This is a genomic window from Methylococcus sp. EFPC2, from assembly GCF_016925495.1.
Classification (GTDB): Bacteria; Pseudomonadota; Gammaproteobacteria; order Methylococcales; family Methylococcaceae; genus EFPC2.
Genome location: NZ_CP070491.1, coordinates 4,171,260 through 4,196,367, shown reverse-complemented (window position 1 = coordinate 4,196,367; position 25,108 = coordinate 4,171,260). Strand labels below are relative to the sequence as shown.

The 25,108-nt window shown below is 60.7% G+C and carries 21 protein-coding genes, 1 tRNA gene and 2 pseudogenes; 11 read left to right on the top strand and 13 right to left on the bottom strand.

What is annotated here, in order from left to right:
* Positions 1-21 precede the first annotated feature (21 nt).
* Positions 22-936 (bottom strand): annotated as a pseudogene (locus JWZ97_RS18020) (IS30 family transposase); the annotation flags it as partial.
* 180 nt (positions 937-1,116) lie between these two features.
* On the opposite strand from JWZ97_RS18020, the gene JWZ97_RS18015 reads away from it, so the two are divergent.
* Positions 1,117-1,950, top strand: coding sequence for a hypothetical protein (locus JWZ97_RS18015; RefSeq protein WP_205431993.1), 834 nt, complete (start codon positions 1,117-1,119; stop codon positions 1,948-1,950).
* A 435-nt stretch (positions 1,951-2,385) separates the two neighbouring features.
* Here the strand turns inward: JWZ97_RS18015 and JWZ97_RS20150 are convergent.
* A pseudogene (locus JWZ97_RS20150) lies at positions 2,386-2,645 on the bottom strand (transposase); the annotation flags it as partial.
* A gap of 303 nt (positions 2,646-2,948) precedes the next feature.
* Between JWZ97_RS20150 and JWZ97_RS18005 the strand changes: the two are divergent.
* The gene (locus tag JWZ97_RS18005) at positions 2,949-3,620 is read left to right on the top strand and encodes an SDR family NAD(P)-dependent oxidoreductase (RefSeq protein ID WP_205431991.1); all 672 of its coding nucleotides are present in this window, start codon (positions 2,949-2,951) and stop codon (positions 3,618-3,620) included.
* 22 nt (positions 3,621-3,642) lie between these two features.
* On the opposite strand, the gene JWZ97_RS18000 is transcribed toward JWZ97_RS18005, so the two are convergent.
* Positions 3,643-4,341 (bottom strand): cupin domain-containing protein, encoded by a 699-nt coding sequence (locus JWZ97_RS18000; RefSeq protein WP_205431990.1) that lies wholly within the window; start codon positions 4,339-4,341, stop codon positions 3,643-3,645.
* A gap of 93 nt (positions 4,342-4,434) precedes the next feature.
* The gene (locus tag JWZ97_RS17995; protein ID WP_205431989.1) at positions 4,435-4,773 is read right to left on the bottom strand and encodes a Rieske 2Fe-2S domain-containing protein; all 339 of its coding nucleotides are present in this window, start codon (positions 4,771-4,773) and stop codon (positions 4,435-4,437) included.
* A gap of 662 nt (positions 4,774-5,435) precedes the next feature.
* Between JWZ97_RS17995 and JWZ97_RS17990 the strand changes: the two genes are divergently transcribed.
* The 4 genes from JWZ97_RS17990 (at position 5,436) to JWZ97_RS17975 (ending at position 7,509) form a co-directional block, all read left to right on the top strand.
* Entirely contained in the window at positions 5,436-5,831 is a 396-nt protein-coding gene (locus tag JWZ97_RS17990; RefSeq protein ID WP_205431981.1) for a bacteriohemerythrin, read from the top strand.
* 118 nt (positions 5,832-5,949) lie between these two features.
* Positions 5,950-6,897: an aldo/keto reductase gene (locus tag JWZ97_RS17985; protein WP_205431979.1), complete on the top strand. Its 948-nt coding sequence runs from the start codon at positions 5,950-5,952 to the stop codon at positions 6,895-6,897.
* A gap of 81 nt (positions 6,898-6,978) precedes the next feature.
* A tRNA-Ser gene (locus JWZ97_RS17980) sits at positions 6,979-7,068 on the top strand.
* A 165-nt stretch (positions 7,069-7,233) separates the two neighbouring features.
* The gene (locus JWZ97_RS17975; protein ID WP_205431977.1) at positions 7,234-7,509 is read left to right on the top strand and encodes an Arm DNA-binding domain-containing protein; all 276 of its coding nucleotides are present in this window, start codon (positions 7,234-7,236) and stop codon (positions 7,507-7,509) included.
* A gap of 665 nt (positions 7,510-8,174) precedes the next feature.
* On the opposite strand, the gene JWZ97_RS17970 is transcribed toward JWZ97_RS17975, so the two are convergent.
* A complete protein-coding gene (locus JWZ97_RS17970) occupies positions 8,175-9,413 on the bottom strand; it encodes an ImmA/IrrE family metallo-endopeptidase (RefSeq protein ID WP_205431975.1) in 1,239 nt (412 codons plus the stop codon).
* 39 nt (positions 9,414-9,452) lie between these two features.
* The gene (locus JWZ97_RS17965) at positions 9,453-9,737 is read right to left on the bottom strand and encodes a type II toxin-antitoxin system HigB family toxin (RefSeq protein WP_205431973.1); all 285 of its coding nucleotides are present in this window, start codon (positions 9,735-9,737) and stop codon (positions 9,453-9,455) included.
* Between the two features lie 1,096 nt (positions 9,738-10,833).
* Between JWZ97_RS17965 and JWZ97_RS17960 the strand changes: the two genes are divergently transcribed.
* Complete coding sequence (locus JWZ97_RS17960; RefSeq protein WP_205431972.1) at positions 10,834-13,761, top strand: hypothetical protein; 2,928 nt, start codon at positions 10,834-10,836, stop codon at positions 13,759-13,761.
* Between the two features lie 166 nt (positions 13,762-13,927).
* Here the strand turns inward: JWZ97_RS17960 and JWZ97_RS17955 are convergent, their stop codons facing one another.
* The 5 genes from JWZ97_RS17955 to JWZ97_RS17935 form a co-directional block, all read right to left on the bottom strand.
* Positions 13,928-16,132 (bottom strand): patatin-like phospholipase family protein, encoded by a 2,205-nt coding sequence (locus JWZ97_RS17955; protein WP_205431970.1) that lies wholly within the window; start codon positions 16,130-16,132, stop codon positions 13,928-13,930.
* A gap of 466 nt (positions 16,133-16,598) precedes the next feature.
* Positions 16,599-17,609 carry a M48 family metallopeptidase gene (locus tag JWZ97_RS17950; protein ID WP_205431968.1) on the bottom strand — a complete coding sequence of 337 codons (1,011 nt, stop codon included), beginning with the start codon at positions 17,607-17,609 and terminating at the stop codon, positions 16,599-16,601.
* Positions 17,606-18,667 carry a YjgN family protein gene (locus JWZ97_RS17945; RefSeq protein WP_205431966.1) on the bottom strand — a complete coding sequence of 354 codons (1,062 nt, stop codon included), beginning with the start codon at positions 18,665-18,667 and terminating at the stop codon, positions 17,606-17,608. The genes JWZ97_RS17950 and JWZ97_RS17945 overlap by 4 nt, the downstream gene beginning before the upstream one ends.
* Positions 18,634-19,236 carry a hypothetical protein gene (locus JWZ97_RS17940; protein ID WP_205431964.1) on the bottom strand — a complete coding sequence of 201 codons (603 nt, stop codon included), beginning with the start codon at positions 19,234-19,236 and terminating at the stop codon, positions 18,634-18,636. The genes JWZ97_RS17945 and JWZ97_RS17940 overlap by 34 nt, the downstream gene beginning before the upstream one ends.
* A gap of 98 nt (positions 19,237-19,334) precedes the next feature.
* Positions 19,335-19,718 carry a hypothetical protein gene (locus JWZ97_RS17935; RefSeq protein ID WP_205431962.1) on the bottom strand — a complete coding sequence of 128 codons (384 nt, stop codon included), beginning with the start codon at positions 19,716-19,718 and terminating at the stop codon, positions 19,335-19,337.
* A 103-nt stretch (positions 19,719-19,821) separates the two neighbouring features.
* On the opposite strand from JWZ97_RS17935, the gene JWZ97_RS17930 reads away from it, so the two are divergent.
* Entirely contained in the window at positions 19,822-20,259 is a 438-nt protein-coding gene (locus JWZ97_RS17930) for a hypothetical protein (protein WP_205431960.1), read from the top strand.
* 41 nt (positions 20,260-20,300) lie between these two features.
* Here JWZ97_RS17930 and rsmI read toward each other — a convergent pair whose 3' ends face one another.
* A complete protein-coding gene (gene rsmI, locus JWZ97_RS17925; RefSeq protein WP_240342391.1) occupies positions 20,301-21,164 on the bottom strand; it encodes a 16S rRNA (cytidine(1402)-2'-O)-methyltransferase in 864 nt (287 codons plus the stop codon).
* 28 nt (positions 21,165-21,192) lie between these two features.
* Here rsmI and JWZ97_RS17920 point away from each other — a divergent pair, with 28 nt between their 5' ends.
* The 3 genes from JWZ97_RS17920 to JWZ97_RS17910 are packed head-to-tail and all read left to right on the top strand — an operon-like array spanning position 21,193 to position 24,036.
* A complete protein-coding gene (locus JWZ97_RS17920) occupies positions 21,193-23,076 on the top strand; it encodes a penicillin-binding protein activator (protein WP_205431957.1) in 1,884 nt (627 codons plus the stop codon).
* Positions 23,073-23,444 (top strand): YraN family protein, encoded by a 372-nt coding sequence (locus JWZ97_RS17915; RefSeq protein WP_205431955.1) that lies wholly within the window; start codon positions 23,073-23,075, stop codon positions 23,442-23,444. Before JWZ97_RS17920 ends, JWZ97_RS17915 begins: the two co-directional genes overlap by 4 nt.
* 4 nt (positions 23,445-23,448) lie before the next feature.
* A complete protein-coding gene (locus tag JWZ97_RS17910; RefSeq protein WP_205431954.1) occupies positions 23,449-24,036 on the top strand; it encodes a phosphoheptose isomerase in 588 nt (195 codons plus the stop codon).
* Between the two features lie 46 nt (positions 24,037-24,082).
* On the opposite strand, the gene JWZ97_RS17905 is transcribed toward JWZ97_RS17910, so the two are convergent.
* Positions 24,083-25,093, bottom strand: a complete 1,011-nt coding sequence (locus tag JWZ97_RS17905) for an alpha/beta hydrolase (protein ID WP_205431953.1) — start codon at positions 25,091-25,093, stop codon at positions 24,083-24,085.
* Between the last annotated feature and the right edge of the window lie 15 nt (positions 25,094-25,108).

Below are 25,108 nucleotides of genomic sequence, written 5' to 3'. Positions count from 1 at the left end.
CACAAAATTTCTGACAGGCTCCTTGTGGTCAGCCATTTCCTTGCCCCGGTCCCAGGTCAGCGATTTGTATAATTCTTGCGGCAATTTATGAGCATTCTTGATCAACGCATTGGTGACGGTTTCGGTGTCCTTTCCGGACAGTTTGAGCAGCATCACGTAACGTGACTGACGTTCCACGAGCGTCGCAATCTGACTGTTCTTGCTGCCGCACAGCAGGTCGCCTTCCCAATGCCCCGGTATGGCCCGATCATCCGCCGCGGCAGGACGTTCGCTAATGGACACGGTATCGACGATTCGGCCGTGATTGTCCGTCTTCTGAGTGTGATGACGAGAACGGCGCATGGCGCGTGTACGACGCAAATACGCCAGCAACTCCTTCTTCAAAGCCCCTCGGGTTTGGATGAACAAGGTGCGATAGATCGTCTCGTGTGACACCTGATGACTTGCATGGTCGGGATAGATGCGCTTGAGCCATCCGGCAATCTGTTCCGGCGACCACAGCAACTGGAGCTTGTTCGCCACGATGTGGGCAAGCGTTCGGCTCTCCACCAGCTTACAACGCTTGGGACGACGCGCCCGATCCCAGGTAGCCTGGTCGGCTTGGCTGGCTCTATAGCAACTCCGACCTCCATTGCGATTGATTTCTCGGCTGATGGTGGAAGGCGCTCGCCCGAGCTGGCTTGCAAGGGTACGAATGGAGTGCCCCGCAACCAAACCTCGGGAAATTTCTTCCCGGTTGCTCAGCGTCAGCGCCAACCTAGAGCGACATCGCGGAGCAGGAGGTATCCCACCTGTCTCCGCCAGAATTCTCTGAACCGACGAGTGGTTGCGATCGAATAGTTGCGCAATCTGCTGGAGGGAGTCGCCCTTTCTCCAGCGCTCCCACATCAGCGCCTTCTGGCTGTCCGTGTAATAGATTCGGGGTCGCTGTTTCATCTGCAACACTCCTTCTGCCTATGCAGATCTAGTATGTTGCATCCACCGGTTGAATCCACAGTGAAGAAGCGCCAGATGCGTCTGGCGGGCATGGAGGACAAGATACTGCGAAGCGGCGGCTCGAACCCGCACTACTGTGACTGGACAGTCGGCTAATTCGGATTAACTAAGGAGCTCACGATGAAACCCTGGAACCAACCGTCACGCGACGAAGAAATCGCTCGCCTCAAATCGGATTTATGGATGGCTCGGTCTACGATCATCAACTTGATGCCTGCGGAGTTTGGGGGGCTCCTGCGTGGCTATTACTCTTGCGCTTCGCGCCAAGACGGGCATCGGTGGATGGACGGGGTCGTTGACGAATTAATCGAGCAAGCCGGGCATTCTGCGCACCCTTCCGACATGTTCGGCGAACGGAGAGCGATGTGCCCGCTGTGTGGCCAGGGCAGTAGTTCCCCCTACGTCGAGGGCTATTCACTGCCTGAAGGGTTACGGCGTCATCTCGTCGGATGGGGGAACCAGCGATGCGTCGTCATGGAGACGGTATCTCATCTGGCCCAAGATCACTGGGATGAAAAATTTGCGTCGGCGGAAGAAGAAGCCTTGAGCGCATCCAAGGCAGCAGAGCTGCAAAGGCGCAAGACGGAAACGCTCTACCGTGTGTCACCTGGTAGTGAGCCTAAGCTGCTGGATGAGGGAAGCTATGCTTGGTCTCCGCCACGTTCGCCCGAGCAACTTGCATTTGCTGCGGAGCGCCTGAAATCGTTGGGCTTCCAATGCTTGACCGACAACAACGTCCAAACATGGGTCGATGAGCAAGCGGATTATGTGGTGTATGCCGATCCTCGGCAGGCCGGAAGGCTGGAGTTCGAGGTATGGCGTAAACCGCTACCCAAACGGATGGCTCCGAATTCGAGGCATCGCATGGCGGGCAGATTCCACCTGCTCGACTCCTGGAAAAAGGACTTGCTCGAGAAATACTCTCATCGCGTAACTCAAGGTCTGACGCGCTAGCTGTAGAAGTCGCGACCTGATCTGACAGTTACCTGTTTTGGATGCACCTGGTTGTCAGATCAAATTCAAGTGGCTGACTTTTTGGTCCCACACCTCATTTCCAGCAGCCAGGGTTTGTAAGGGTGTGCATGAGAAATGGTCAAAAGTTGTGTATGGAAATGTCGATCAGGCGGCGATTTTCTCAATGTCTTCCCGTACTCCGTCCTTGAAAATAACTCCCTCGATGACTTGAGCCCGGCGGGGAACTGGAAAAACGGAATGATGTTGTCCCAGTGACCACGCCAGCTCCGAATCACCGCCCGGTACTTGTCGCCCCATTCCGCGTCCAAGGCGTCCATCTTGCGCGTCGATACGCCGCCCGGCCGTTTTAGTCGCGGCGCTCGCCGAAGCTCGCCCGACCCAGGCCTGTTGAATCACCGCCACTAGGGCCCGCTACGACAACCGCCTCGGTTCCAGGTAGGACGGGAAATAGCTCCCCCGGCGTAGCTTCGGGATGGCCAACTCCAACGTGCCCAAGCGCATATCCAAGGTCCGGTCGCGGTAGCCATTGCGATAGGCCCACGCTCAGCGCTGCGCTCATGCCGCTCGGCCCCGAGCCGTTGCGCCACCTCGAATTCCATCCGCTTCGCCAGCGTCGTTTCCGCCAACGGCCGCAACAAATCCAGATCGCGGCATTGGCGCACCACATCCAGCAAATTGTGGACTCTCCCTTTTGCCGCGCTCAGTTGGCTGTCGGCCTTTTGTAGTGGTGTGAGGCCCTCAGGGTCCAGGACGGTCCAGGGCAGAACTCGGCGGTTCTGGTAAACAAAGGATGCACGAACGGCGGCTTAATAAAACGTCTGCACGAAAGTACCATTGCCATTCTTAACCGCCCACCGTTGGAGCTCCCACATGTCCGAAATCGAAAGCGCGCGTAATCCCGCGGCAGCAAAAATTTACGCGTCCGGCCTGAACAGATCGACAGGTACCGGGAGATTCCTTGCGACGAGGGTAGCGCTATGACGGCGCCGGTTGCTTTGATCGTAGGCGCCGGTCCCGGCATCGGTGGTGCCTTCGCTTCCCGCCTCGTCGCACGCGGTTATACCGTGGCCTTGGCCGCGCGCCAATTGTCACGGCTGGAGGCGCTGGCGGCCTCGTTAAACTGTCGAGCCTATCCTGTGGACGTCAGTTCACATACCTCCGTTGCAGAACTGTTTCTTGCCGTCGAACGGGATTTGGGAGCGCCGGAGGTCGTCCTGTTCAATGCCGCCGCCCGATATCCTGGCGCGATCACCGACCTGCAGCCCGAGGTCGTCGCTCACAGCTTGCAGATCAATGCCTTGGGTGCATTCGCCGTGGCCCAGGAAGCCGCGCGGCGCTTGCTGCCGCTAGGCCGGGGGGCGATTTTCTTCACCGGTGCGACGGCCAGCGTGAAAGGCTTTGCGCGATCGAGCGCATTCGCCATGGGCAAATTCGCCCTGCGTGGGCTGACGCAAAGCTTGGCCAAAGAACTGGCGCCACAGGGCATCCATGTCGCGCATTTCGTGATCGACGGTGTCGTGGCTGCAGAAGGCGGGGAACGCGACTTTACTCCCGGTAATATCGCCGATAGTTATCTCGCCGTACTCGATCAGCCACCCGGTGCCTGGTCCTGGGAGATTGAATTGCGTAGCTGCGTCGAGCGCTTCTAGCCCCGACCTTGCCTGAACTGCTTCACTGGGCGTTGATGCCGCTGGCCTCGAAGGCATAGCGTTTTTCCGGGCGCAAATGGCCTTCCTTGATGAACAGTACGCAGCCTTCTTCGGTATAAGGCTTATGCGTGCTGCCGACGGGGCTGCGTATCCAACTGCCGGCCGGATAAGTGCCGTCCTCGTCGCAGAAAACGCCCTCGAGCACGAGAATTTCCTCGCCGCCCGGATGAAAATTGCACTCCAGGCGGAGTCCGGGCCGCAAGCGGATCAGATAAGTCGATACTCCGTCGAAATCATGCAGCGGCATGGCGGCCATACCGTCGCGGCCCGCCCTGATCCAGGGTTGTGACCGCGTATCGATGACCGACCTGAGCGTGTCATCCGGCGAGAACTGCCTAAGCTTCACGAACAGCGTGCAGCCTTCCTTCGTCTGTGGCGCATGCGAGGTGCCTATGGGATCGCGCAAATACGTGCCCGCCGGGTAAACGCCATGTTCGTCTGCGAGTGAGCCTTCGATTACCAGGATTTCCTCGCCGCCGCCGTGCACGTGAAACGGGAAGTGACTGCCCGGCTCGAAACGCACCAGGCTGGTGGCCCGCGCAATCTCGCCACCTATCCGGTCTAGCATCAAACGAGTTACACCCGATTGCGGGGACGGCACCCATTCGGCTTCTGCGAGCCGGACGATCTCTTTCCGGGAAAAATCTGCACGGACCTGCATGGCGAAAATTCTGAGCGGTTTATGTAGCCCCCAAGCTTGGGAAAAGCCGGGGGACGAAGCAAGCTAGGATCACGTTTTCGACGACGGGTGGACTCAGGCAGCCGAGCGCGGCGGCTTGATCGGCCCGACGTCGACTTGAACCTCGTCACCCTCAACGCGCAATTCGTAGGGGTGGAGGGCGTGGCGGACCAGGTGCGTCACACACTTGCCGCTGCTGCTGTCAAAGCCCCATTGGTGGTACTGGCACCTGACGGTCTTCCCGTCGAAGCTCGCTTCGTTCAAGGGCATGTCGGCATGTGGGCAGCGCCCGCGATACGCCTTGAGCTCGCCGCCGGTTGGCCATATCACCAGCACGCTCTTTTTGCCGGCCTGGAAGAAGCCCATACCCCCTTCGGCCACGTCATTCTTGTGACAGATCACGGTGAATGCCATCGGAATCGCCCTCTTAAAGTGAACACCTGGCCAGGAACAAGCAAATCGCGGACCATGGACGGCCTGTATGGCAAACGAAAGAGCCACAGGGCGCCGACTACGCAGTCGAACGCGGGCTGGATAGGACGAAAGACGGCTGCGGGTGGCTAAGGCGCACCAGGCCGGGGCAAGCTGAACCGTCTACGTCCCGGAGAGAAGCTGCCGGGGAGCAGGTAGCGGAAGCTGGCATAGACACTAGCGCCCAAATGGCCTGGCCCGGAGGCAGATGCGAAGAACAGTCAATGGAGCCGGGGCGGCGCTAGGCATAAATCGGGGTTGGAAATGCGACAATCTTGTCGGTTTTGTGCCGGAGTGCCGAATCGGCGGGGGTGCAAATATCCTGGTTGAGCAGACTTTGCATTATTACCCGGCCCAAAGATCTCATGGTGGGAGCGGCCTTCAGGCCGCGATCTTCGCGGGCTAAAGCCCGCTCCCACAAATCACTGACCAGGGATATATAAGGCCACCTTAATAAAGGTTTTAAGAAGATGGGACCACCATCCCAGCGGAAGAAATGCAGCGTTTCGAGCAAAGACGCGTATATGGGCTACCCAGGGGCAGCGGGGCCCGCAATAATGCGGGGCTATACCGGTTGGCGCCACAGACCCCGAGGCTTAAGACCTATGAGTACCCTTGAACACGCTGGCCTATTACAGGTCGGTCACGACCTGATCGACCAGGACCATGCTGAATTCCTGGATCTGCTGGGCCGTTTGGACGCAGAGAGCGATGCGGAATTTCCGGCGCTGTTCGCACAGCTCTGCTCACATACCGAGCAGCATTTCGAACGGGAAAACCAGCTGATGCGGCAATCTGCTTTTCCCGCCGAAGCCGAGCATAAGGGTGAGCACCAGCGCGTGATCGGCGAGTTCAGGCAGTTCAAATCCCGTGTCGACAGGGGCTTGATCCCTTTCGCCCGCTGCTTCGTGCGGGAAAACCTGCCGGGCTGGCTCAAACTGCATGTCTCCACCATGGACAGCGCACTCGTCGCCCACCTCAAAGCCCAAAGCGAGCGCTGACGCTAAAGCTGGGCCGTTCGCGGGAGGCGTTCGACCCGAAGTGCCCGCGACTAGGGGCTCTAAAGCCATACGCTCCGATACCCTTTCTGGCCCTGTTTCTGCACCAAACCAAGACGGCATGAAAAAACGTAGACTGGGCTCGACCGGCATCGAGATCGCGCCTTTGGCGCTGGGTGGCAATGTCTTCGGTTGGACCGCCGACGAGGCGACCTCGCTTTCCCTCATAGACCTGTTCGTCGAGCGCGGTTTTTCACTCATCGACACCGCCGACGTCTATTCCACCTGGGTGGACGGCCATAGCGGCGGCGAATCGGAAGCCATCATCGGTCAATGGCTCAGACGCGGCGGCGCGCGCGAGAAGATCGTCATCGCGACCAAGGTCGGTATGGATATGAAGACCTTCGGCAAGGGCCTTTCCAAGTCCCATATCCTGCGTTCGGCCGATGCCTCCCTTAAGCGCCTAGGGGTTGAGCAGATAGACCTCTACCAGGCGCATATCGACGACGCATCCGTGCCGCTGGAAGAAACCCTCGAAGCCTTTGCGCTTCTGGTCGAATCCGGCAAAGTCCGCGCCATCGGCGCCTCCAACTATGTGGCACCGCGGCTCGCCGAAGCGCTCGCGGTCTCCGATACCAAGGGCTTTCCGCGTTTCGCCTGCCTGCAGCCCCATTACCACCTCGCCAACCGGTCCTTCTTCGAGGGTCCGCTGCGGACGCTCTGTCTCGACGAAGACCTAGGCGTGCTCTCTTACTACGCGTTGGCCGGCGGCTTCCTCACCGGAAAATATCGCAAGGAGAGCGATCTCGCGGGCAAGGCGCGCGCGCAGACCGTCGCCCATTACCTGGATCCGCGCGGGCTCGACATACTCGCCGAGCTCGACAAGATCGCCGCGCGTCTCGACGCCACTCCCGCGCAGGTCGCCATTGCCTGGGTCATGGCGCAGCCGGGTGTCACGGCACCCATCGTGAGCGCGACCAGCCTTGCGCAGCTTGAGGACACCTTACGATCCGCCGAGATCAGCCTCGATCGCACGGCGCTCGATCGCCTGGACCGGATCAGCGCCTGAAAGCGGCTCTTGCCGCGCTCCTGCGTCCATGTGGCGTCCCGATTGCGTAAATTGCCTGCCTTAGGGCATACTACTGGGCCCGGAGAGGTGGCAGAGCGGTTGAATGCGGCGGTCTTGAAAACCGTTGAAGGTTTATCCCTTCCGTGGGTTCGAATCCCACCCTCTCCGCCAGTTGCAGTTCCGCGGAAGCCCGAAGACATCCGCCAAGCCCGTGAATATGCGGGCTTTTTTGTGCCTTGAGCTTCCGAAAAAGACCGATAAAAACCGATTGAAACCGGGAAATTCCGGGGGCACAATCGTGGGCATATTCGGTTTCCCCAAAAGAGATGCCCCCAGATGCCCCTAAAGGACGTGGAAATCAAGGCCGCCAAGCCAGGCGCCAAGCCCTTACGGATGTTCGACGGTGGGGGCATGTATTTAGAGGTCATGCCCGACGAGGCGAAGTATTGGCGGCTGAAATACCGCTATGCCGGCAAGGAAAAGCGTCTTGCGTTCGGCGTCTATCCGGAGGTTTCGCTCAAGGCCGCGCGCGAGCTGCGCGACAAGGCCCGCGAATTACTCCGCCAAGGTGTAGACCCCGGAGAGCACCGCAAAACCGTCAAAACGGCGTAAGCGGTGGAGGTCGACACGTTCGAGGTTCTTGCCCGCGAATGGCATGCCCTGAAAAAGCGGGCATGGACACCGAATTATGCGAACCAAGAGCTGGTGAGAGATGTAACGGGTGCTGTTCACTTGCCCTTCGGCTTGCCACTACCCCTTTGAGTAAGGGCTGAGGCCGCGACAGATTTAACCGCGGCAGAAGAGCTCGATTTTCTCAGCAGTTTGGCAGCGGTTGAAGCGACACGAGAGGATGTTTGTTCATTCGTTGTCTTTTTCGAAGCCATGTTGATTAACTCCAGTTTGCGGATGGTGGAAAGGCGGGAAGCGAGCATTGATCGATTCCCGCACTTGGTAGGTCAGACGAAAAGGTCCATCTGGCCGGGGTGCGAGCGCCAGTGTTGGCTCACGAACTCTAGGCATCCGTAACGGAACCTAGTGTAAGCGCGGACATAGACGCTTTTAAGGCGAGTAGCCATAAGCTATTCCTCATGTGCATTGAGAGGTTTTGGCTTGCCCGCGCGCCACAAACTGCTAGAATGCTTCGCTGTGTGAAAGCATTGTGTGCATGGGTGGTTTGGTAGACCCCTATTCACCTCACCAAAGGCCCCGAAGTGTTGGTAGCGCTTCGGGGTTTTTCTTTGATTTCTTCGCTTTAGGCTGTCGGTGGCAGTCCCCGGTCAGAGACTCCCGGCTTTCCCTCCCAGTTGGTCTTCGAAGTACTTCCGGACACTTGCGTTAAAGCCTGTCAGAAGACGCCAGTTATCAGTTTGGTAACGAACCCGCCCTGCCACAATAGCCGGATGAACCCGGAGTCGATCAGCCAGCGTGATTACGTGTTCTGCTGAATGCGTATTCTTCACTTCGGAGGCGTCCCATTCGGCAGATGGAATCAACGCCTCGCGGGCGCCTGTATCAGCCTCCAATTCCTCTTTGCTGGATCGACTCTTGTCATCTAGGTTGTCGGAGATAAACAGGTTCGAAGCATTCAAGTGCTTCTGTACGTGCACCAACTCGTGAATCAGCGCGAACCAGAAATTATCTAAGCGATCATGCCGGAGTGTCAGGGCGATGACCGGCATACCGTCGTCAAGCATCGCAGCCCCGTCAAGGTAGGTCTTCTTGAAGTGCTCTTCAATGACCAAAACAATGCCGATATTCGCTAGATATTCCTGAACCAGACGAGGTCCTTGCTCGAAGCAGGATAGCTTGGCTAGGTCGCGTAGCCAGTCGTCTGTGATCGAGCCATGTTTGTACTGGGTTCGCAAGTTTTGCTTTTGGTGACGCGCTTTCTTAAGGACCGTAACACACCATACCCGCAAGGCGTAATCGTCCATGACTCGCGAGCCGCTTTGATTGAGCGGCGCTCGGAGGAGTGCGGGCTGGTCAGGCACGCCGCGCATAAAACCGCGTATCAGTTCCTCACCCTTTTCTTTAGCCTGCTGTACGGAACCGGCAAAGTCCTTCAAGTAACCCCTACTCAACATTTCCTGCCAAGGGAATTTGGCATAGTCGTAGCGGGGCTCTTCGGATAGGTCGATATCCTGGTCTTCAGCAGCCCCTAGAAGAATGTCAGCAGGAATATCCAAACCTTTATGGATTTTCCGAATCATGACCAAACTCAGCGGCCGCTTGCGAGCAAGCACTTCTGAAACCTTCGATAGCGAGCCAAAGTAAGGGACCAAGTCTTTTTTCTTCAAACCCTGCTGATCCATCCGAAAATGGATGGCTTCAATCGGGTCAGGGGAAATGGGCACGACCTTGCTGCGCTCGTAAGACTCGATTACCAGAGCCCAAAGCTCAAGCTCTGCCTCCTTGCTGGAGCCTGGGGTGATCTCTTCGTCCATCAAAGCCGACAGACGAGCAATCGCTGCGTCATAGTCACGCTGCGTTTTAATAACTCGAACCTGTTGCTTCATATAGCCTCCGTCTCTCCGCCTCGCCCACTCACGTCATACCTAAAAGTTCTTTTTGTCATACTCGGCGTGAGTCCCAACCCACTCAATCAAAACGATCCCGTTTTGGTATCTCACCTTGATTACCACCCGGTAAGTGTTGCCCTTGATGTTGAAAATCACCCTGTTGTCCGCAAGAAAGCTCGCGCTTGGGTAGCGATTTTTTACATCCTGGGGGCCGTTCCAGTGTGCTTTCTCGACCTCCGCCTGCCAGACATCCAGTGGCCCGCGCGAATCCGCGTGCGTTCGCTTGAAAGCATCCAGCTTGATGAGGCCAAGCAATTGCATACACCGCCTTCATGTTTTCCATGTACGACAAAATTCTATGTTCCCTTTTTGGGAATGTCAACAAGTTCCCAGAATAGAGGCTTCCTGATATTGATTATGGCGGGAACCTTTGAGTCCGGCGGAGTAGTACGCCTACCTCAAGTGGGTGTGCCGACTTGCTGCATTTGACGCAGGCAAAAGTCACATAGTTTCGTCTCGATCCATATCATTAGTAAAAACTTCTCCTTTCCTCCGCAAGCCAAGGCTTGCCGGCTCAAAAAGAGTGGGAACAGGGCCGGAATCGACAAAACGACAAAACGACAAAACGACAAAACGACAAAACGAGCGACGTTTGAATATAAGCCAAAAGGATCAACGACTTACAAACTTGTGGCTGGTTCATTTCGGAGATTTCGCGGAAAAATGCATATATATCTCCATGGGCCGGGTTAATCCGGGGCAGGGATGCCCCGGCGCGGCGACAGGCCACGTGAGCCAAGGCCGGGCGTGTAACCGGCCTTGGCCTTGGCCCGAAATACCAGGAGGGTATTTACGGGCCTGATTAATAATATCGGCCGCCGCGAGAAAAGAGCGCGTGTTCTCCGAGCTAGGCTTCACCGGCTCCACGTGCCTCGCCAGGATCCGAATCGAGGCGCGCGCTTCCATGACCGCCCTCAGCTTACGCCTGATCGTTCCCCTGTCCTCGAGCCCTAGTCATCCTGCGTAAACTCAAACGCTCAGCGGAGCGGGGCGCTATGTCTTGCTTGGCGCTGGCAAGCTTGAGCTTGCTCCGGCACTGCTCCTCGGCTGCCACCCTGGCGGATTGCGAATTGGCTTTTCGGTAGCCCAACGCCCGCGAAATGCCCATGACGAGTTTTGCCGTAAGGGATTTTGTAGCTAGTCGCCTTCCCTAGGCTATGGAAAGATGCCTCGTCGAAGACCTTGCGGTCGGCGACGTGGCATCTATTCATGGAACACATGGAGAGAGACGATGAACAAGATCGACTTGAGCTTCACTTTCACGCCAGGCGGCACCCGGCAATCTGTGTCCATTTCCACCGCCCGGTTACCGGCTCTCACGGCACGATCACGATCACGATCACGATCACGATGCGCGATGATCGCAGTCATTTTTCTGGGGCTGGCCATGTTATGGGAGCACGGCGCTCAGGCTGCACCACCCTCTCCTCTTGAGACTTCGCGCTTTACGCTATTTGAATCCGGTCAGACTCGCCCTATCGCACTGTCGAAAAACGGCCGGCGCTTGTTCGCGCTCAATACGCCGAACAACCGTCTGGAAGTGTTTCACGTCGACCGCTCGGGGCTGACCCCCTTGTTTTCCGTACCCGTCGGACTGGAGCCTGTTGCACTGGCCCTGCGCAACGACCATGAAATCTGGGTGGTCAATCATCTGTCCGACAGTATCAGCATCGTAGATATCGACGAACAGGAGCACGCCCGCGTCGTTCGCACCCTGTTGGTAGGGGACGAACCGCGAGACATCGTTTTCGCCGGACCAGGCAAACGCCGAGCGTTCATCACCACCGCGCACCGCGGACAAAACCTCCGCTTCGATCCACAACTGACCACCCCCGGTGTCGGCCGTGCCGATGTATGGGTCTTCGATGCCGATCAGCTCGGCGATACGCTCGAAGGTGATCCGCTCACCGTCATCACGCTGTTTACCGACACGCCGCGCGCGTTGACGGTAACGCCCGATGGTCGCCGGGTTTACGCCGCGGGTTTTCATACTGGCAACAAGACCACGACCATCAACGAATTTCTGGTTCGCCAGGCGATCACGACCATCCCCGGGCGCATCTATCCGGAATTGCGACTTGCCCACAACAACCCCCCGGAACCGCTGGTCAACCATGAAGGAAAAAGTCAGCCGAGCGTCGGACTGATCGTACAGTTCCGCCATGGACACTGGGTCGACGACCTGGGGCAGAACTGGGACGACCTCGTGCCGTTTTCGCTGCCGGATCGCGACGTCTTCACCATCGACGCCATGGCCGATCCGCCGCGCGCGGTCGCTGACGAGTCCTACAGCGGGGTTGGAACCGTGCTGTTCAATATGATCGTGAATCCGGCCAACGGCCACGTGTACGTGGCCAACACCGAGGCGCAGAACCAGAACCGCTTCGAAGGGGCCGGCGCGGCGTCCGGGCACACGGTTCGCGGACATCTACACGAAAGCCGCATCACCGTTCTCGGCCGCTCGGGGCTGTCGGTGGAGCCCCGGCATCTCAACAAACACATCGACTACGACCATTGCTGCGATCCGATTCCGAACAAGGAAAACGACACCAGCGTCGCCTTCCCGCAAGGCATGGCGATCACGCCGGACGGGCGCACCCTGTACGTGGCGGCTTTCGGCACCCGCGAAGTCGCGGTCTATGATACCCAGGAGCTGGAAAGCGATCGTTTCGTACCGGACGCCCGCAAGCAAATCCCTGTCAGCGGCGGCGGGCCCAGCGGACTGGTATTGGACCGCCCGCACGGCCGGCTTTATGTATTGACGCGGTTCGACAACGGCATCTCCACCATCGACCTGGACAAGCAACGGGAAGTCTCGCACCTGAACCTGTACAACCCCGAACCCGCCCATATCGTGAAGGGACGACGCTTCCTCTACGATGCCTCGCTCACCTCCAGCCATGGCGATTCCGCCTGCGCCAGTTGCCATGTATTCGGCGATCTCGATAGCCTGGCCTGGGATCTGGGCGACCCCGACGGCGATCAGACCGAGAATACCGGACCTTTCAAAGTCGATACCGACATCGGTTTTTTCCTGCTCAGGGCGATCGATCCGCTCACCGGAGACTTGTTACCCAATCCGCTGACTCCGCATTTCCGGCCGATGAAGGGGCCGATGACCACGCAAAGCCTGCGTGGCCTGGATAACCATGGCTCGATGCACTGGCGCGGGGACCGCACCGGCGGCAACCGGGCCATCCTGGGCGAAGGGGCGGACAGCCCGGACGACAACGTGCAACCGAATGGCGGCTCGTTCGACGAGGATCTGGCATTCCGCAAGTTCAATATCGCGTTCGTCGGCTTGAATGGCCGGGACAGCATGCTGGCTAAGGAGGACATGCAGGCATTTACCGATTTCATCCTTGAAATCACCTATCCGCCCAACCCGATCCGCAATCTGGACAACTCGCTCAACGAATCGCAGCAACGGGGACACGATTTTTTCCTGGGCACGCTGCCATCCGACACCTTCCAGACCTGCCACGGCTGCCATGTGCTGGATAAAGACGGCAACCGGCAGTTTCCCGCGGTCAAACACCCCGGCTTCTTCGGGACGGATGGCCAGTTCTCGTTCGAGGGCGAATCGCAGTTCTTCAAGATTCCGCATCTGCGCAACCTTTATCAGAAAATCGGCATGTTCGGCATGGCTGCATTGGAAAATCCCTCGTTCCTGATCACGCCGCCGGGCAGCCTGCAATTCGCGCCGCTGGCCAATGTCGGCCCGCAAGGTGAGCAGGTCCGCGGATTCGGCTTTTTGCACGACGGCAGTACCGACACGGTGTTCCGTTTCGTCAGCGGGTCGGTGTTCTTCCAGCGCCCGCCGGGGACCATACCGATCCTGGATCCGCGCACCCCGGTCGCTTTGCCCGAATTCCTCGTCGACGGCGAGGACCCGGGTAATCTGGGCGGGCTACCCAATCCCGTGGTGCCGGAACAGGATCAGATCACCCTCCGGCGAGACCTGGAAGCGTTTTTGCTGGCCTTCGACAGCAATCTCGCGCCGGTCGTCGGGCAACAAGTGACGCTGTCCTCCAAGAACGCCGCCCGGGTCGGAGCGAGAATCGACCTCCTCATCAGCCGGGCTCAACTGGGGGAATGCGATCTGATCGCGCAAACCCGGCGGGGCGGATACGTTTACGGCAACGGCAAATTCGAGCCCGCAACGGGAAAAGGAACGGCGTTGAGTGATGCCAAACTGCGGGAAACGGCCGGCAAAGACTACGGCGAAATCACCTACACCTGCACACCACCTGGAACCGGTCCGCGTATCGCGCTAGGACGCTGACATAGCGACAAGCGCTGCACCGCCCCGGTCAGGCTGCGGCGGTGCAGCGCTCGGGGGCAGGATGTATCCAGAAATATCGCGCGCGTCCGATCGCCCCAGCGGCCACGTTGTCAGACGGCCTTCGCAAGAGTCAGGCTACACGCGCGCCTTGGCCGAGCGCGCCGCCTCAGCCGGCGGACCGATCTTGCGGCAAGCCGGCTTGCCAGACTTGCTTCAGCCTCGCCACTTCGCTAAACGAATCATTGGCGAGATCGTTCCAAGCGTCCTTTATCGCCTCCCGCTGTTTTTTCGTCAGCGTCCAGGACAAGGGCGGTTCATAGGGCTTGGGCTTCCGATCGGCCCCCACCAGCTTGCTCGTATACCGATCGATAGCCGCGTATCCCGTAGCCCATGGACGTTCAAAGAACGTTATCTCTGCGGGGAAAGTCATCTTGAAATCGAAAAACTCCAGGCCCGCCGCTTTGCACCGCTCCCCGATTTCGTTCACTTCGTCCTGATTCCGCTGCGCCTGTGTCGAGTTACGGGCGGCAAACACGGTGAGCAAAGGCCCGAAGAGCGCCACCAGCCATCCGGCATTACGTCTGGGCGCGGTTTCCAGGGGCGCGCTGTCGGGAAATGCCCGGATTTCCACGAACAAGATGCGCTCCAAGTTCAATTCCTGCCGAATGGGCAGCACCTGCTCGCCGAGCCAATCCACGGCGGTGATGACCCCGTAGTTGTCGAAGTATCCGCCGTCGGCAACGTGGAAAACATGCGCCTCTTCGGTCTGCGTTTCCGGTACCGTGCGGTTACGGGCAATCGGCGTGACATAGGGGAAAGTCGCCGACAGCAGTGCGGCGGTGCTGGCGTCCAGATCCTTGTCCGGATAAAAACCGTTGAATTCCACGCCTTCGAGAGGCGCGGTCGTGAAGGTCATGGGGCTAATCAGATAGTGCCGACCGTCTTCCACCAGCGTGGCATTGAACACCGGGGTCGGCAGCTGGCCGTTCTTAATGGGCTCGACCCAGCCGCGCAGAGTCGCCGCGGGATGCGCCATGAAAGACTTCCAGTCAGTGTCGATCGCCGCACCGCGATCCCGCGGCTTCGTGTGCAGAAAGGGCCATCCCGTGAACCGCCACAAGTCCGGATAGACCAGCCCCCAGCCCGTCGCGCCCAGGCTGTCCGCCGTGGCCGCCGCGAAAATAGCGTCGAGTTCGGCATCTTCCGGCGCGCCGTCAGGACCGAAACGGTCGAGGAAATGCAGCGTGCCCACCGACCCGCCCGAGACCGCGCTGATCAACCCGATGGCCCGCGTGAACTCCTGCTTCAGCAAGCGCTGCAAGCCGGTAAGGACCGCGGTCGTCCAACCGGCCGCCTGTATGCCGCCGCCGCTGGCGCAGACTACCACCAGCGTCCGCTTGCCCGTCTGGCTCGCGAGCCGCTGCTGCAGGGCGCGGACAAAATCGCCTTCGGACGGCGGAGCGATGGCGGTCGCGCGGATATCGTAGTAGTGATCGACCTTCCACAGCCGGTATGCCAAAGCCGACACCGCCAGGAAAGAGAGCAACACCGGAACCCGGTAATAATCGAAAACGAAGGTCAACAGCCCGAACAAAAAGGAGTAGATGAGCAGCAGGCCGAGCACATAGGACAGGGCGGGCAACTGCCAGGCCCGCTGCACCCGGGGCCGGTAAACAAACAACCCGATCAGGTACAGGATGCCGGCGACGAGCACAAACCCGAGCGCCGTCAGATGGCCGGGCGCCAAGCTTCCGTCCGACAACAGCAGGCCCTTGCGTGCCGCTTCGGGCAGGAAGGAAACGACGCTAAGCAGCAGCCGCGACGCCACATCCACGGAAAGAGCCGAGCGTATCCAGAACACGGCCGCAAGCAGCAAGGCGGAAAGCGCTAGCCCGATGAGCGCGCCCAGTGTGCGTTGCCGGCCCTCCATCTCCTTGGACGCCGGCCCGGACGACCAGTAGGCGGCCAGCGCGGTTGGAAAACCAAGAACGACAGCCCACAGATAAGGCGTCCAGGACTGGTCGGAGCCCAAGGTGGTGAGCCAGGGACACGGCTCGAGATCGAAACGCGCCGGTGCATTGGCACCGATGATACCGCCCACCAGCACGATACCCAGCGCCGTGGCCACGGCTCCGGGGATGATGAGTGCCAAGCGCCAGATATTGCCCATCACGAACAGGTTGCCGAGCATGGTGGGCAGCAGATAAATACAGACGACCGGCAATAGGAAGAGCAGCGCACCACTCGTCAATGGGACACGCAGATAAAACAGATATTCCAATAACTGCCCATCCCAATGCACCAATCCCAGAAGCAAGGCCGCCGGAATGCCGAGGTTCGCGAAGGCGACGACGTTCTGCTTTATAGTCATACCGATATCTCCATGAGAGCACAATGTGCCCGGTTGACAGGATAAACACCTGATCCTACAAACGGATGAAAACCGATATACGGCCAACAAGAAAGCGGCATTGCCGATTGATATTCGGCGGTATTCAAGTAATGGGATGGCCGGGGCGGCGCCCTTACCTCATCAAGCACCGCCGAGCAGGGCGGCTTACGCTTCGCCAGCCCAGGTCTTCGATAGGTTATCGATCTAGGTCGCCAGTTCCAGGATGGAATATCGGTGATACCCAAGGGCAGTAGGATGCGCCGGAGGTCTAAGCGCATCATTCGAGTATCCTTCGTTATTGGCCGACAGATGCCGTAGCCTCAAGATCTGCTTGCTAAATAAGGGGCGGCACTTAATATATGGGCCTTTTTGTATACCTGCCGCCAGGGGTATCACCTCCGGTTTGCCGACGCTAGTATCGGCTCGAACCAAGCCGGCGACAGTATCATCCGTCTGTCTGCCCCCGCGTAATCCGCTCGGCTCTTTCGCGAGCGGCGGGGTGGGTGGAGAACCAGTCCCACGTGGGACAATTCGACTTGCAGGCTTGCCGTTCCAGCCGCTCCAGCATCTCCGCCAGCCGCCCCGGCGCGATGCCCAGGGCGCGCAGACGCCGCACGGCGTAGTCGTCGGCTTGGCGCTCGAAATCGCGCGTATAGCTGTTTTGGATGAGCAGCAGCGGAATCCCGGCACCCAGCCAGGACGGGTCGCCCGTCAGCACCACGGCCAGCAGGCCCAGGCTGGTCTGCTCCAGCGCCATGCGCAAGCCGTGGCGGTAATGCAGATGTCCTGCTTCGTGGGCCAGCACCGCGGCGACCTCTTCCGGATGCTGGGCTAAGAGAACCAGTTCGTCGGTCACTACCACGATGCCGCCGGGAAAAGCCAGGGCATTGGCACCGATCGCGCCACCATGACGGAACTCCAGACGGTGCTGAGGCGCAGTCGCCGGATCGATGACGCGGCGGAATTGCTCGTCCACCTGCCGCTTCGTTTCTTCCGTCAGCGCGGACGCGGTGAACAAGGCCCGGTCCGCGCTGCGCCAGGCCTCCTCCCCCAGCTTCCGGTCGACCTCCTCGGGCAGGCGGAAGGCGGCGAATTCGGCCAGGGCGGGTATTCCGTAAACCACGCCGGCCCAATAACAGGCCGCCGTCAGCAACAGGCCGGCCAGCGCGGCCCCCGTGTAGCGCTCCATCCGCTGCCACCAGGGCGCTGCGCAAATGCCGCGCCGGGACAACCAGGCGTCCACCGCTTCGTAAGCCTCGGTTTCGAACACCGCCCCGTCGGAAAAGCGCAGCCTGCGCGGCGTGCTGCCCACGCGGTCCTCGACGCGCGTTTCTTCCACCCGGTATTCCAACTCCGCACCGCCGGACAATTTCAAAACGTCCATGCCGAGTTCCAGGCTCACGCGCCATCCGGCGGACGAACGGCCGTCGAAATACCAGCCGTCGATCCGGCTCATAGGCCCAAATCCACGTCCAGGAATTCGGTCAGTTCCTCGCCGGTGGCGCGCACCGCTTCCACCTCTCCGGCCACGAACGCCTCCAGATCGCCCGCCGGCAAAACATACAAATGATCCAGCCGGTATCGCATGCTGCGTATCGCGGCCCAGGGATAGAGAAAGCCGAGGCTAAGCAGGATCGCCAGGGCATTACTGGTATTTATCCACAGCAGCGACGCGAAACGCAGTTCGCTGCGGAACCGGTGCGGCCCCAGCGACACGCTGTTCCAGATCAGGTTATTCATCCCCGCCTGCAGGTAACTGGTCAACGTGAAGCTGGCCAAGGCCGCGAAAACGTAGCCCAGCGCCAAGAAAGGCAGCGGATTGCCCGCCCCGTCCGGGGCTGGGGCGCCTTGGGCCAGGCCCGTTCCCCAATGGGAAAGGCCGTATGCAAACACGGGTATGGTCGCACCGGCCAAGCCGGCGGCGATGCCCGAGAACTTGAGAAACAGGCCGTAAAAAGCCTGTACGTCCGCATCCAGCCGAAAAGGTGTGCGACCGTAGCGAAAGCCGTCGTACATGAACTTCTTTTGCTTGGCGATGACGTAGGGATAAGCCAGACCCAGGGTCAATGGCAGCAAAAGCAGCAGCAACAAATAAGGGCCCGCCGCGTCGCGAAATCCGGCCCTGAAGTCGAAGCGCAGGCCGCGATAGGCGGAGTTGCGCGCCTTGAAACGCAGGGAACGGACCACCAGCCAGGGCGTGCCTATCAGCAACAGCAGCAAGGCGGCGCCGTTCAGCACGGGCGACAGGCCGGCCGCGTAGGAATAGGCGGCGAACACGGCGAAGGCGATCAGCCGGCCCTTCAAGATGACCACGGGATCGGCCAGGTAGTCGAAGCTGAAAGCCCCGAGCCGGGTGTGTCCGTAAAAATATCGCTGCTTGCGCACCTTCGCCCAAGCAGAATAGACGCCTAAGGTCAGGATGCTCAGGCTGAGGTTGACGATCCAGATGCGGAAATATTCACTGGCATTACCGGTGAATTTCACGGCCAGCGAGGGCGTGGACAAACGTTCCATGCTAACTCCTTGTCTTGAGGGTACGGGCGACGCGTACGCCGCACCGGGATGGGCACACGAGGCTGGGGCCCGCACGAGCCGGGCTCGAGTTTGGGAATCAGCGCAATGACCTGATCCGCGGGGAGCGCGCAAGACGCCGGCAGGGCCGGCTCGGCGGAACGTCCCTCGGGTCTCTTCAACCAGCGCTTCAGGGTGGCCCCCAGGCGCTCGGGATCGATGAGTTTGGTCACGTGATCGCTCATGCCCGCCGCCTGGCTATTCTCGGCACCCTGGGCCATGGCCAGCGCCGTCATGGTTACGATGGGCAATTCGGCCAGCCAACCCCGGCCCGGCACCCGTCCCAGGGCGCGGATGTGCCGCGCCGCTTCCAGACCGTCCATGACCGGACATCCTGGATGTCCATCAAGATGCCGTCGTAGTGGCGCCGCCGCACCATCGCCACGGCCTCTTCGCCGTTCGCCGCCGGATCCCACGATGATGTTCAGGCCGCGCAGCAGTTCGACGGCGAATTCGCGGTTGATATCGACCTGAAGAAAAAAACCTGCAACGTGGTGCTCGTACCGGTCCATTCGTATAATCCATAGGCTCATCTCAGCCATGCCCAGGCACCTTGCAGACGGCCGACTCCCGATCACACAACGGCACAAGCGGCCGGCAGATTACCCGCTCAAGGAAATTTTGGTAAGTCCGACTCGAGAAACCATTGCTGCTTTTCCCTGTCATATCGCCACGCTTGGCGATCGGTGACGCTTTTTTCCACGCCCTCGTCTTCACGGTAATATCGGATTTCCACGATTTGCTCGGCGCGGTCGCCTTCGTCGAGTTCCTTGCGGTAGATCGGATCGTAGGAACTGATATGGATGTCTTGCAGCGATTTTGAGTCCAGCGCCCTGCGCACGGATTGGAAGTCCGCGGCGCGCTCGAACGAGCCCCAGCGGATTGCCGCGCCGTAGTTGGCAAGCGCCTCCTCCATCTTCATGGTATGGAGGTCGTGGCTGCAGGCCGTGAGGCCCAAGGCCAGGATGGCAATGCGTGCGGTTCGGATGCTCATGGTTTTGCCCAGCGTAAAGACCCACGGAAAACAAAGGCTTTGGATACGGTTTCCGAGGCCGAATTATATAATGCGTCCCAGCCCCACATTCGGAGAGAGAACTATGAAAATGAAATACATCGCAGGCGTCATGGCCATCCTCGCGGTGATCTACTTCCTTCCCGCCTATATGCGCATGCACAATGCCAACGAGCTGAGCGGCGGCAGCACGGAACAGCTGAAAAAATCGGCCATGCAGGTCAGACGCACCATGCCGACCAATGATCGTACCGTCTTCGACATGGCGTTCGGCATCCTGGAAAAACTGAAATCGGAAGAAGGTCCGGACGCCTTTACGCAAGCCGTCGACGGCCTGAAGCCCGACGAACTGATCGCGCTGGCGCGCCAGGAAGTGAACGTCAAGATCGCCGCCGGCCATCCGGAGTTCAAGCAATATGCCTCCTGGGACGACATGGTGGAAAAACTGACGGCCCCGCCGAAAAAGCCCGGCCAGCAGGCGACGCCTCTGCGCCAGTCCGAGCGGGCACCCCGTCCGAACTAAGCATCGCTTTCGCGCCGGAGCCCCACTCCGGCGTCAGCCCCCTAGTCCGCCCCACCCTCTTTGAACGCCAGCGCCGTCCGATAAATCAACTCCTTGCGCGCCCCGGTGATGCGCGCGCACAAGGACACGGCGGTCTTCAGCGAACATTCTTCCAGCAACAGCTTCAATATCCTGAGCGGCTCTTCACCGAGCGCATCTTCCGCCGGCACGGCCGGGGCGCCCTGAATGACGACGACGAATTCACCGCGCTGGCTGTTGGAATCGGCCTGCATCAGCGCGACGGCCTCGCCGGCCGTGGTGTTGAGAAAACTCTCATGCAACTTGGTCAACTCGCGCGCGATCACCACCGGCCGTTCGGCCGGCAGCACGGCGGCGATGTCGGAGACGAAATCCAGCACCCGATGACTGGATTCGTAGAACACCAGCGTGCGGGTGTCGCCACTCAAGTTCTCCAGCAACTTGCGGCGCGCCGACGCGGTGCGCGGGGGAAAACCTTCGAAGGCGAAGCGATCGGACGGCAAACCACTCGCCGACAAGGCGGCGATCAGGGCGCAGGGACCGGGAACGGGCACGACCGACACGCCGCGACTGCGCGCCAAGCGCACCAGCGGATAGCCGGGGTCGTTGATCAGCGGGGTGCCGGCATCGGAAATCAGCGCGGCCGACTCGCCCGCCTGCAAGCGATCCACCAGCCGGCCGGAAGCCGCGTCTTCGTTGTGTTCGTGCAGGGCGATCAGCGGCTTGGCGATGTCGTAACGATCGAGCAGAGGGCGGCTGTGGCGGGTATCCTCGGCGGCGATGAAATCGACCGATTGCAGGATTTCCACCGCGCGGAAGCTGAAATCCGCCAGATTGCCGATGGGCGTAGCCACCAGATATAGTATGCCGCACTCGCGGTCCGCCAACTCACTCCACTCCGTTCAACGTTCACACATGCCCAAGCTGCAACGACTCTCGCTGTCCCTCCTCGTTCTGACCCTCGCCGGCTGTGCCGCACAACGCGCCAGGGAGGCCGACGCCCCCTATCTTGCCGAGGCCGGAAGCCGTCTCAGAGCCGCCGATTATGTCGGGGCCTCGCAGATTTACCAGCAACTCGCCGACAGTTCCAATGCCCCGGATTATTACCGGCTGCAGGCGGCCGATGCGGAGCTGCGCGGCGGCAACAACCGCATGGCGCAAGCCCTCATCAGCGGCATCGACGAGGGCGAACTGGAGCGGGCAGACCGCTACCGCCTGTTGCTGCTCAAGAGCCGTATCGACCTCAACCAGGGGCGGGCACGGGAAGCCATGGCCAGGCTGGATCAACTCACGGACGCACAACTGGAGCCAGCGTCGCGGGCGCATTATCACACACTGCGCGCATCGGCCTACAACCAGTTGGGCAAGATGGTGGAAAGCGCCCGCGAAAGGGTGTACCTGGGGCAGTTGCTGAGCAGTCCGGAAGCCATCCAGAAAAACAACGAGGCCATATACGACACCCTGGGTCATGTCCCGGATGCCGCCCTGGCCGGCATGCGCGAGCCGAACGACTACATCCTGGGCGGCTGGCTGGCGCTCTCGCAAGCCGCCCGCGCACCGGTCGCGCAGCGTGTCGCGGCCCTGCAGACCTGGCGCGCACAGTATCCCGGCCACCCGGCCAACGGCGCCTTCGTCGGCGGCCTGACGCCCAAGCAAGCGCCCAACAAGACCATCGAGATCAAGCCGCTCAAAGCCGAAACGCCCGCCGTTCAAGCGCCACAGCCTCCGGCGGAAGCAGCCGCGGCGACCGGGAGCGGCGGTCACTTCATCGCCGTGCTGCTGCCGCTCAGCGGCAATTACGCGCCGGCCGGGCAGGCGCTGCGCGCCGGCATCGAAGCCGCTCGCTCGGCCGACTCCAACCCGGCCAAGCCCGAGTTGCGCTTCGTCGATGCGCAAGGTCCCGCCGTCGCCGAGCAATACCGGCAGGCCACGTCCGAGGGAGCGGAATTCGTGATCGGCCCTCTGCTCAAGGAAGACGTCGCGGCACTGGCACAATCCGGTGAACTGGGCGTGCCGGTGCTGGCCTTGAACCAGAATCCGGACGTCAGCCAGGACAAGCTTTATCAATTCGGCCTGACGCCCGAGCAGGAGGTGGAGCAATCCGCCGGCAGCGCCTGGTTCGACGGCCGGCAATCCGCTTTGGTGCTGGCGCCCGCATCGAGCTTCGGACAGCGCATGATCGCCCACTTCTCCACCTACTGGAAAAGCCTGGGCGGCCGGCTGGCGACGGTCAAGACCTATCAACCGGGCGGCAATGATTTCGCGCAACCGGTGCAGGAACTGCTGGCCAATCAGACCCAGTCCGGCGGTGCCGACTTCGTGTTCCTGATCGCCGATCCGCGCGACGCCCGCCTGCTCAAGCCGCAACTGGACAGCCAATTGACGAGCCCTTTGCCGGTGTACGCCACCTCGCACACCTACTCCGGGCGTAGCGACGCCAGCCTGGACAAGGAGCTGAACGGCGTGATCTTCTGCGATGCGCCCTGGCTGCTCAACACGACCGACACCGGCCCGCTCTCGCGCCAGGGCCTGCAAGGCGCACTCCAGCAGACGCCGGAAACCTACACCCGCCTGATCGCCATGGGCGTGGATGCGTACAACCTGGTTCCGCGCCTCGGTCAGTTGAAGAGCAGTCCGCCGAGCCGTTACAACGGCGCGACCGGCACCCTCAACCTGCTGAGCGGCAACCGGATACAGCGCCAACTGCATTGCGCCCAGTTCGAAAACGGCACCTTGCAGCCGCGCGGCATCGCCCCCTTGCTGCAGCCGGGCGCCGCCCCCGCTGCCGGAGCGCAGTGAAGCCCGACGGCCCGGCTCATCTCGTCGCCGGCCGTCGGGCGGAGGACGAGGCCCTGGCGTATCTGCAAGCCCACGGCCTGAAGCTGATCGAACGCAACTACCGCTGCCGCCAGGGGGAAATCGACCTGGTGATGGAAGAAGGAAACGGGCTGGTCTTCGTCGAGGTGCGCTACCGGGCCGACCCCCGCTACGGCAGCGCACTGGAGAGCGTCGGCGGGCGCAAGCGCACCCGCCTCATCGCCGCCGCGAGCCACTATCTGGCCACCCACCGCGCGGACCGGCCGGCCCGCTTCGACGTCATCGGCCTACAGCCGGAGGACGGCAAGATTTCCACGCAATGGATCAAGAACGCTTTTTCGGCATTTTGAGCGCATGAGCCTACAAGAACGCATACACCAGCAATTCAGAGACAGCCTGCAAACCAGCCAGGAAGCCCTGGCCAATCTGGGCGAGCTGATTGAAATCGCCGCCCTGCGCATGGCGCAGAGCCTGGTCGGCGACGGCAAGATATTGTGCTGCGGCAACGGCGGGTCGGCGGCCGAGGCCCAGCATCTGTCGTCCGAGCTGCTCAACCGCTTCGAACGCGAGCGCCCCGGCCTGCCGGCCATCGCGCTGACCGCCGACAGCTCGACGCTCACCTCCATCGCCAACGACTACCGCTACGAAGAGGTGTTCGCCAAGCAAATACGCGCCTTAGGGCACGCCCAGGACGTCCTCGTCGTCTACACCACCAGCGGCAACTCGCCCAGCATCCTGTCGGCCGTGATGGCCGCCCACGACCGCGAGATGACCGTGATCGCCCTCACCGGCCGCGACGGCGGCGCCCTCGTTCCGGTCCTGGGCGACAGCGACGTGGAAATCCGCGTGCCCTCGCAATCGACCGCACGCGTGCAGGAAGTCCACCTGATCATCACCCACTGTTTGTGCGATCTGATCGACCACCAGTTGTTCGGGTATTAACCGCTCCGCCTAGCCGAAACGGCGCCGGTTGCGGCGTACAAGGCCTTCAACCGGACGAAGGACTCGCCGCTCCCCTACCCCGCCGCGCGTCGAGAAAGGCCAATATCCGCTTCAATGCTTCCTGCCCGGCCGGATCGTCGAGATTGAACTGGTACTCGTGGGGAAGCGGCGGCGCATGGTTAGGGAAGAACAGCGCGTCGGTGCGCACTCCCAGACGATCGAGTTTTTGCGTCAGCGCAACGGCCTGGGGCGCGAGGGGATCGCCGTTGCCGCTGGAAATGAAGCTCGGCGGGAATGTCGATGTCACATGGCCGGTCACCGAAAGCAGCCGGAAGCGTTCGTCGTCGAGGAAATTCTCCACCCCCGAATACGCCCAGAGCACGGTCCTGAGAAACCAGGCGTAGTCGCCTTCGAAATCCAGCGCCGCCAGATCGTAGGCGCCGGACAGCAGGAGGACCGAGGAAAGCTGGTCCGGTTTCAATTGCGGTGCAATACCCAGCCGGTCTGCGTAGGCCGGATCGGTAGTGATCAGGGCGATCTGGCCGGCGATCTGAGCTCCGGCAGAATCGCCAGCGAGCACGACGGCCCCGGGATCGATGTGGAGATCGGCAGCATCGCGGACCAGACGGCCGAGTGCCGCGTTCACCTGCTGCACCGGCTTGGGGTAGGTGGCGCCGTAACCCGTCGAGTATTCGACCGCGACCGTCGTGTAGCCATGGCCCGCGAGCACCTTCATATAGTTGGCGATACCGTCCGTGCTGCCGCCGATCCAGCCGCCTCCGTGCACCCAGACGATGGTCGGCCCGGGCCCCTCCGTTCCCTGCCTGTAATAGACATCGAAGATTTCGTCCCGGCTTTCGCCGTAAGCGAGGCCGCGCCTGGCCACGATGCCGGCCGGTACGTGCTTTTCGAGCGCCGCCTCGGAAGCCTGGTCGCCCTTGGAAAACAGATAGGCGAAGACGGCGACCGACGGCCAGGGGCTGAGCTTGAAAGCCAACACCCCGGCGACGGTCAGGACGACTACTATCCCCGTGAACCAAAGAACAAGACGCTTCATGATCAATCGATCCCC

Excerpts from the sequence above, each read along its gene's own strand:
- JWZ97_RS17935 (WP_205431962.1), bottom strand. The coding sequence starts at position 19,718 with ATGAGCATCCGAACCGCACGCATTGCCATCCTGGCCTTGGGCCTCACG.
- JWZ97_RS18015 (WP_205431993.1), top strand. The coding sequence starts at position 1,117 with ATGAAACCCTGGAACCAACCGTCACGCGACGAAGAAATCGCTCGCCTC.
- JWZ97_RS18000 (WP_205431990.1), bottom strand. The coding sequence starts at position 4,341 with ATGCAGGTCCGTGCAGATTTTTCCCGGAAAGAGATCGTCCGGCTCGCA.
- JWZ97_RS17965 (WP_205431973.1), bottom strand. The coding sequence starts at position 9,737 with ATGCAATTGCTTGGCCTCATCAAGCTGGATGCTTTCAAGCGAACGCAC.
- JWZ97_RS18005 (WP_205431991.1), top strand. The coding sequence starts at position 2,949 with ATGACGGCGCCGGTTGCTTTGATCGTAGGCGCCGGTCCCGGCATCGGT.
- JWZ97_RS17970 (WP_205431975.1), bottom strand. The coding sequence starts at position 9,413 with ATGAAGCAACAGGTTCGAGTTATTAAAACGCAGCGTGACTATGACGCA.
- JWZ97_RS17955 (WP_205431970.1), bottom strand. The coding sequence starts at position 16,132 with ATGACTATAAAGCAGAACGTCGTCGCCTTCGCGAACCTCGGCATTCCG.
- JWZ97_RS17905 (WP_205431953.1), bottom strand. The coding sequence starts at position 25,093 with ATGAAGCGTCTTGTTCTTTGGTTCACGGGGATAGTAGTCGTCCTGACC.
- JWZ97_RS17960 (WP_205431972.1), top strand. The coding sequence starts at position 10,834 with ATGATCGCAGTCATTTTTCTGGGGCTGGCCATGTTATGGGAGCACGGC.
- JWZ97_RS17950 (WP_205431968.1), bottom strand. The coding sequence starts at position 17,609 with ATGAGCCGGATCGACGGCTGGTATTTCGACGGCCGTTCGTCCGCCGGA.
- JWZ97_RS17990 (WP_205431981.1), top strand. The coding sequence starts at position 5,436 with ATGAGTACCCTTGAACACGCTGGCCTATTACAGGTCGGTCACGACCTG.
- JWZ97_RS17985 (WP_205431979.1), top strand. The coding sequence starts at position 5,950 with ATGAAAAAACGTAGACTGGGCTCGACCGGCATCGAGATCGCGCCTTTG.
- JWZ97_RS17995 (WP_205431989.1), bottom strand. The coding sequence starts at position 4,773 with ATGGCATTCACCGTGATCTGTCACAAGAATGACGTGGCCGAAGGGGGT.
- JWZ97_RS17945 (WP_205431966.1), bottom strand. The coding sequence starts at position 18,667 with ATGGAACGTTTGTCCACGCCCTCGCTGGCCGTGAAATTCACCGGTAAT.
- JWZ97_RS17975 (WP_205431977.1), top strand. The coding sequence starts at position 7,234 with ATGCCCCTAAAGGACGTGGAAATCAAGGCCGCCAAGCCAGGCGCCAAG.
- JWZ97_RS17920 (WP_205431957.1), top strand. The coding sequence starts at position 21,193 with ATGCCCAAGCTGCAACGACTCTCGCTGTCCCTCCTCGTTCTGACCCTC.
- JWZ97_RS17910 (WP_205431954.1), top strand. The coding sequence starts at position 23,449 with ATGAGCCTACAAGAACGCATACACCAGCAATTCAGAGACAGCCTGCAA.
- JWZ97_RS17940 (WP_205431964.1), bottom strand. The coding sequence starts at position 19,236 with ATGGACCGGTACGAGCACCACGTTGCAGGTTTTTTTCTTCAGGTCGAT.
- JWZ97_RS17930 (WP_205431960.1), top strand. The coding sequence starts at position 19,822 with ATGAAAATGAAATACATCGCAGGCGTCATGGCCATCCTCGCGGTGATC.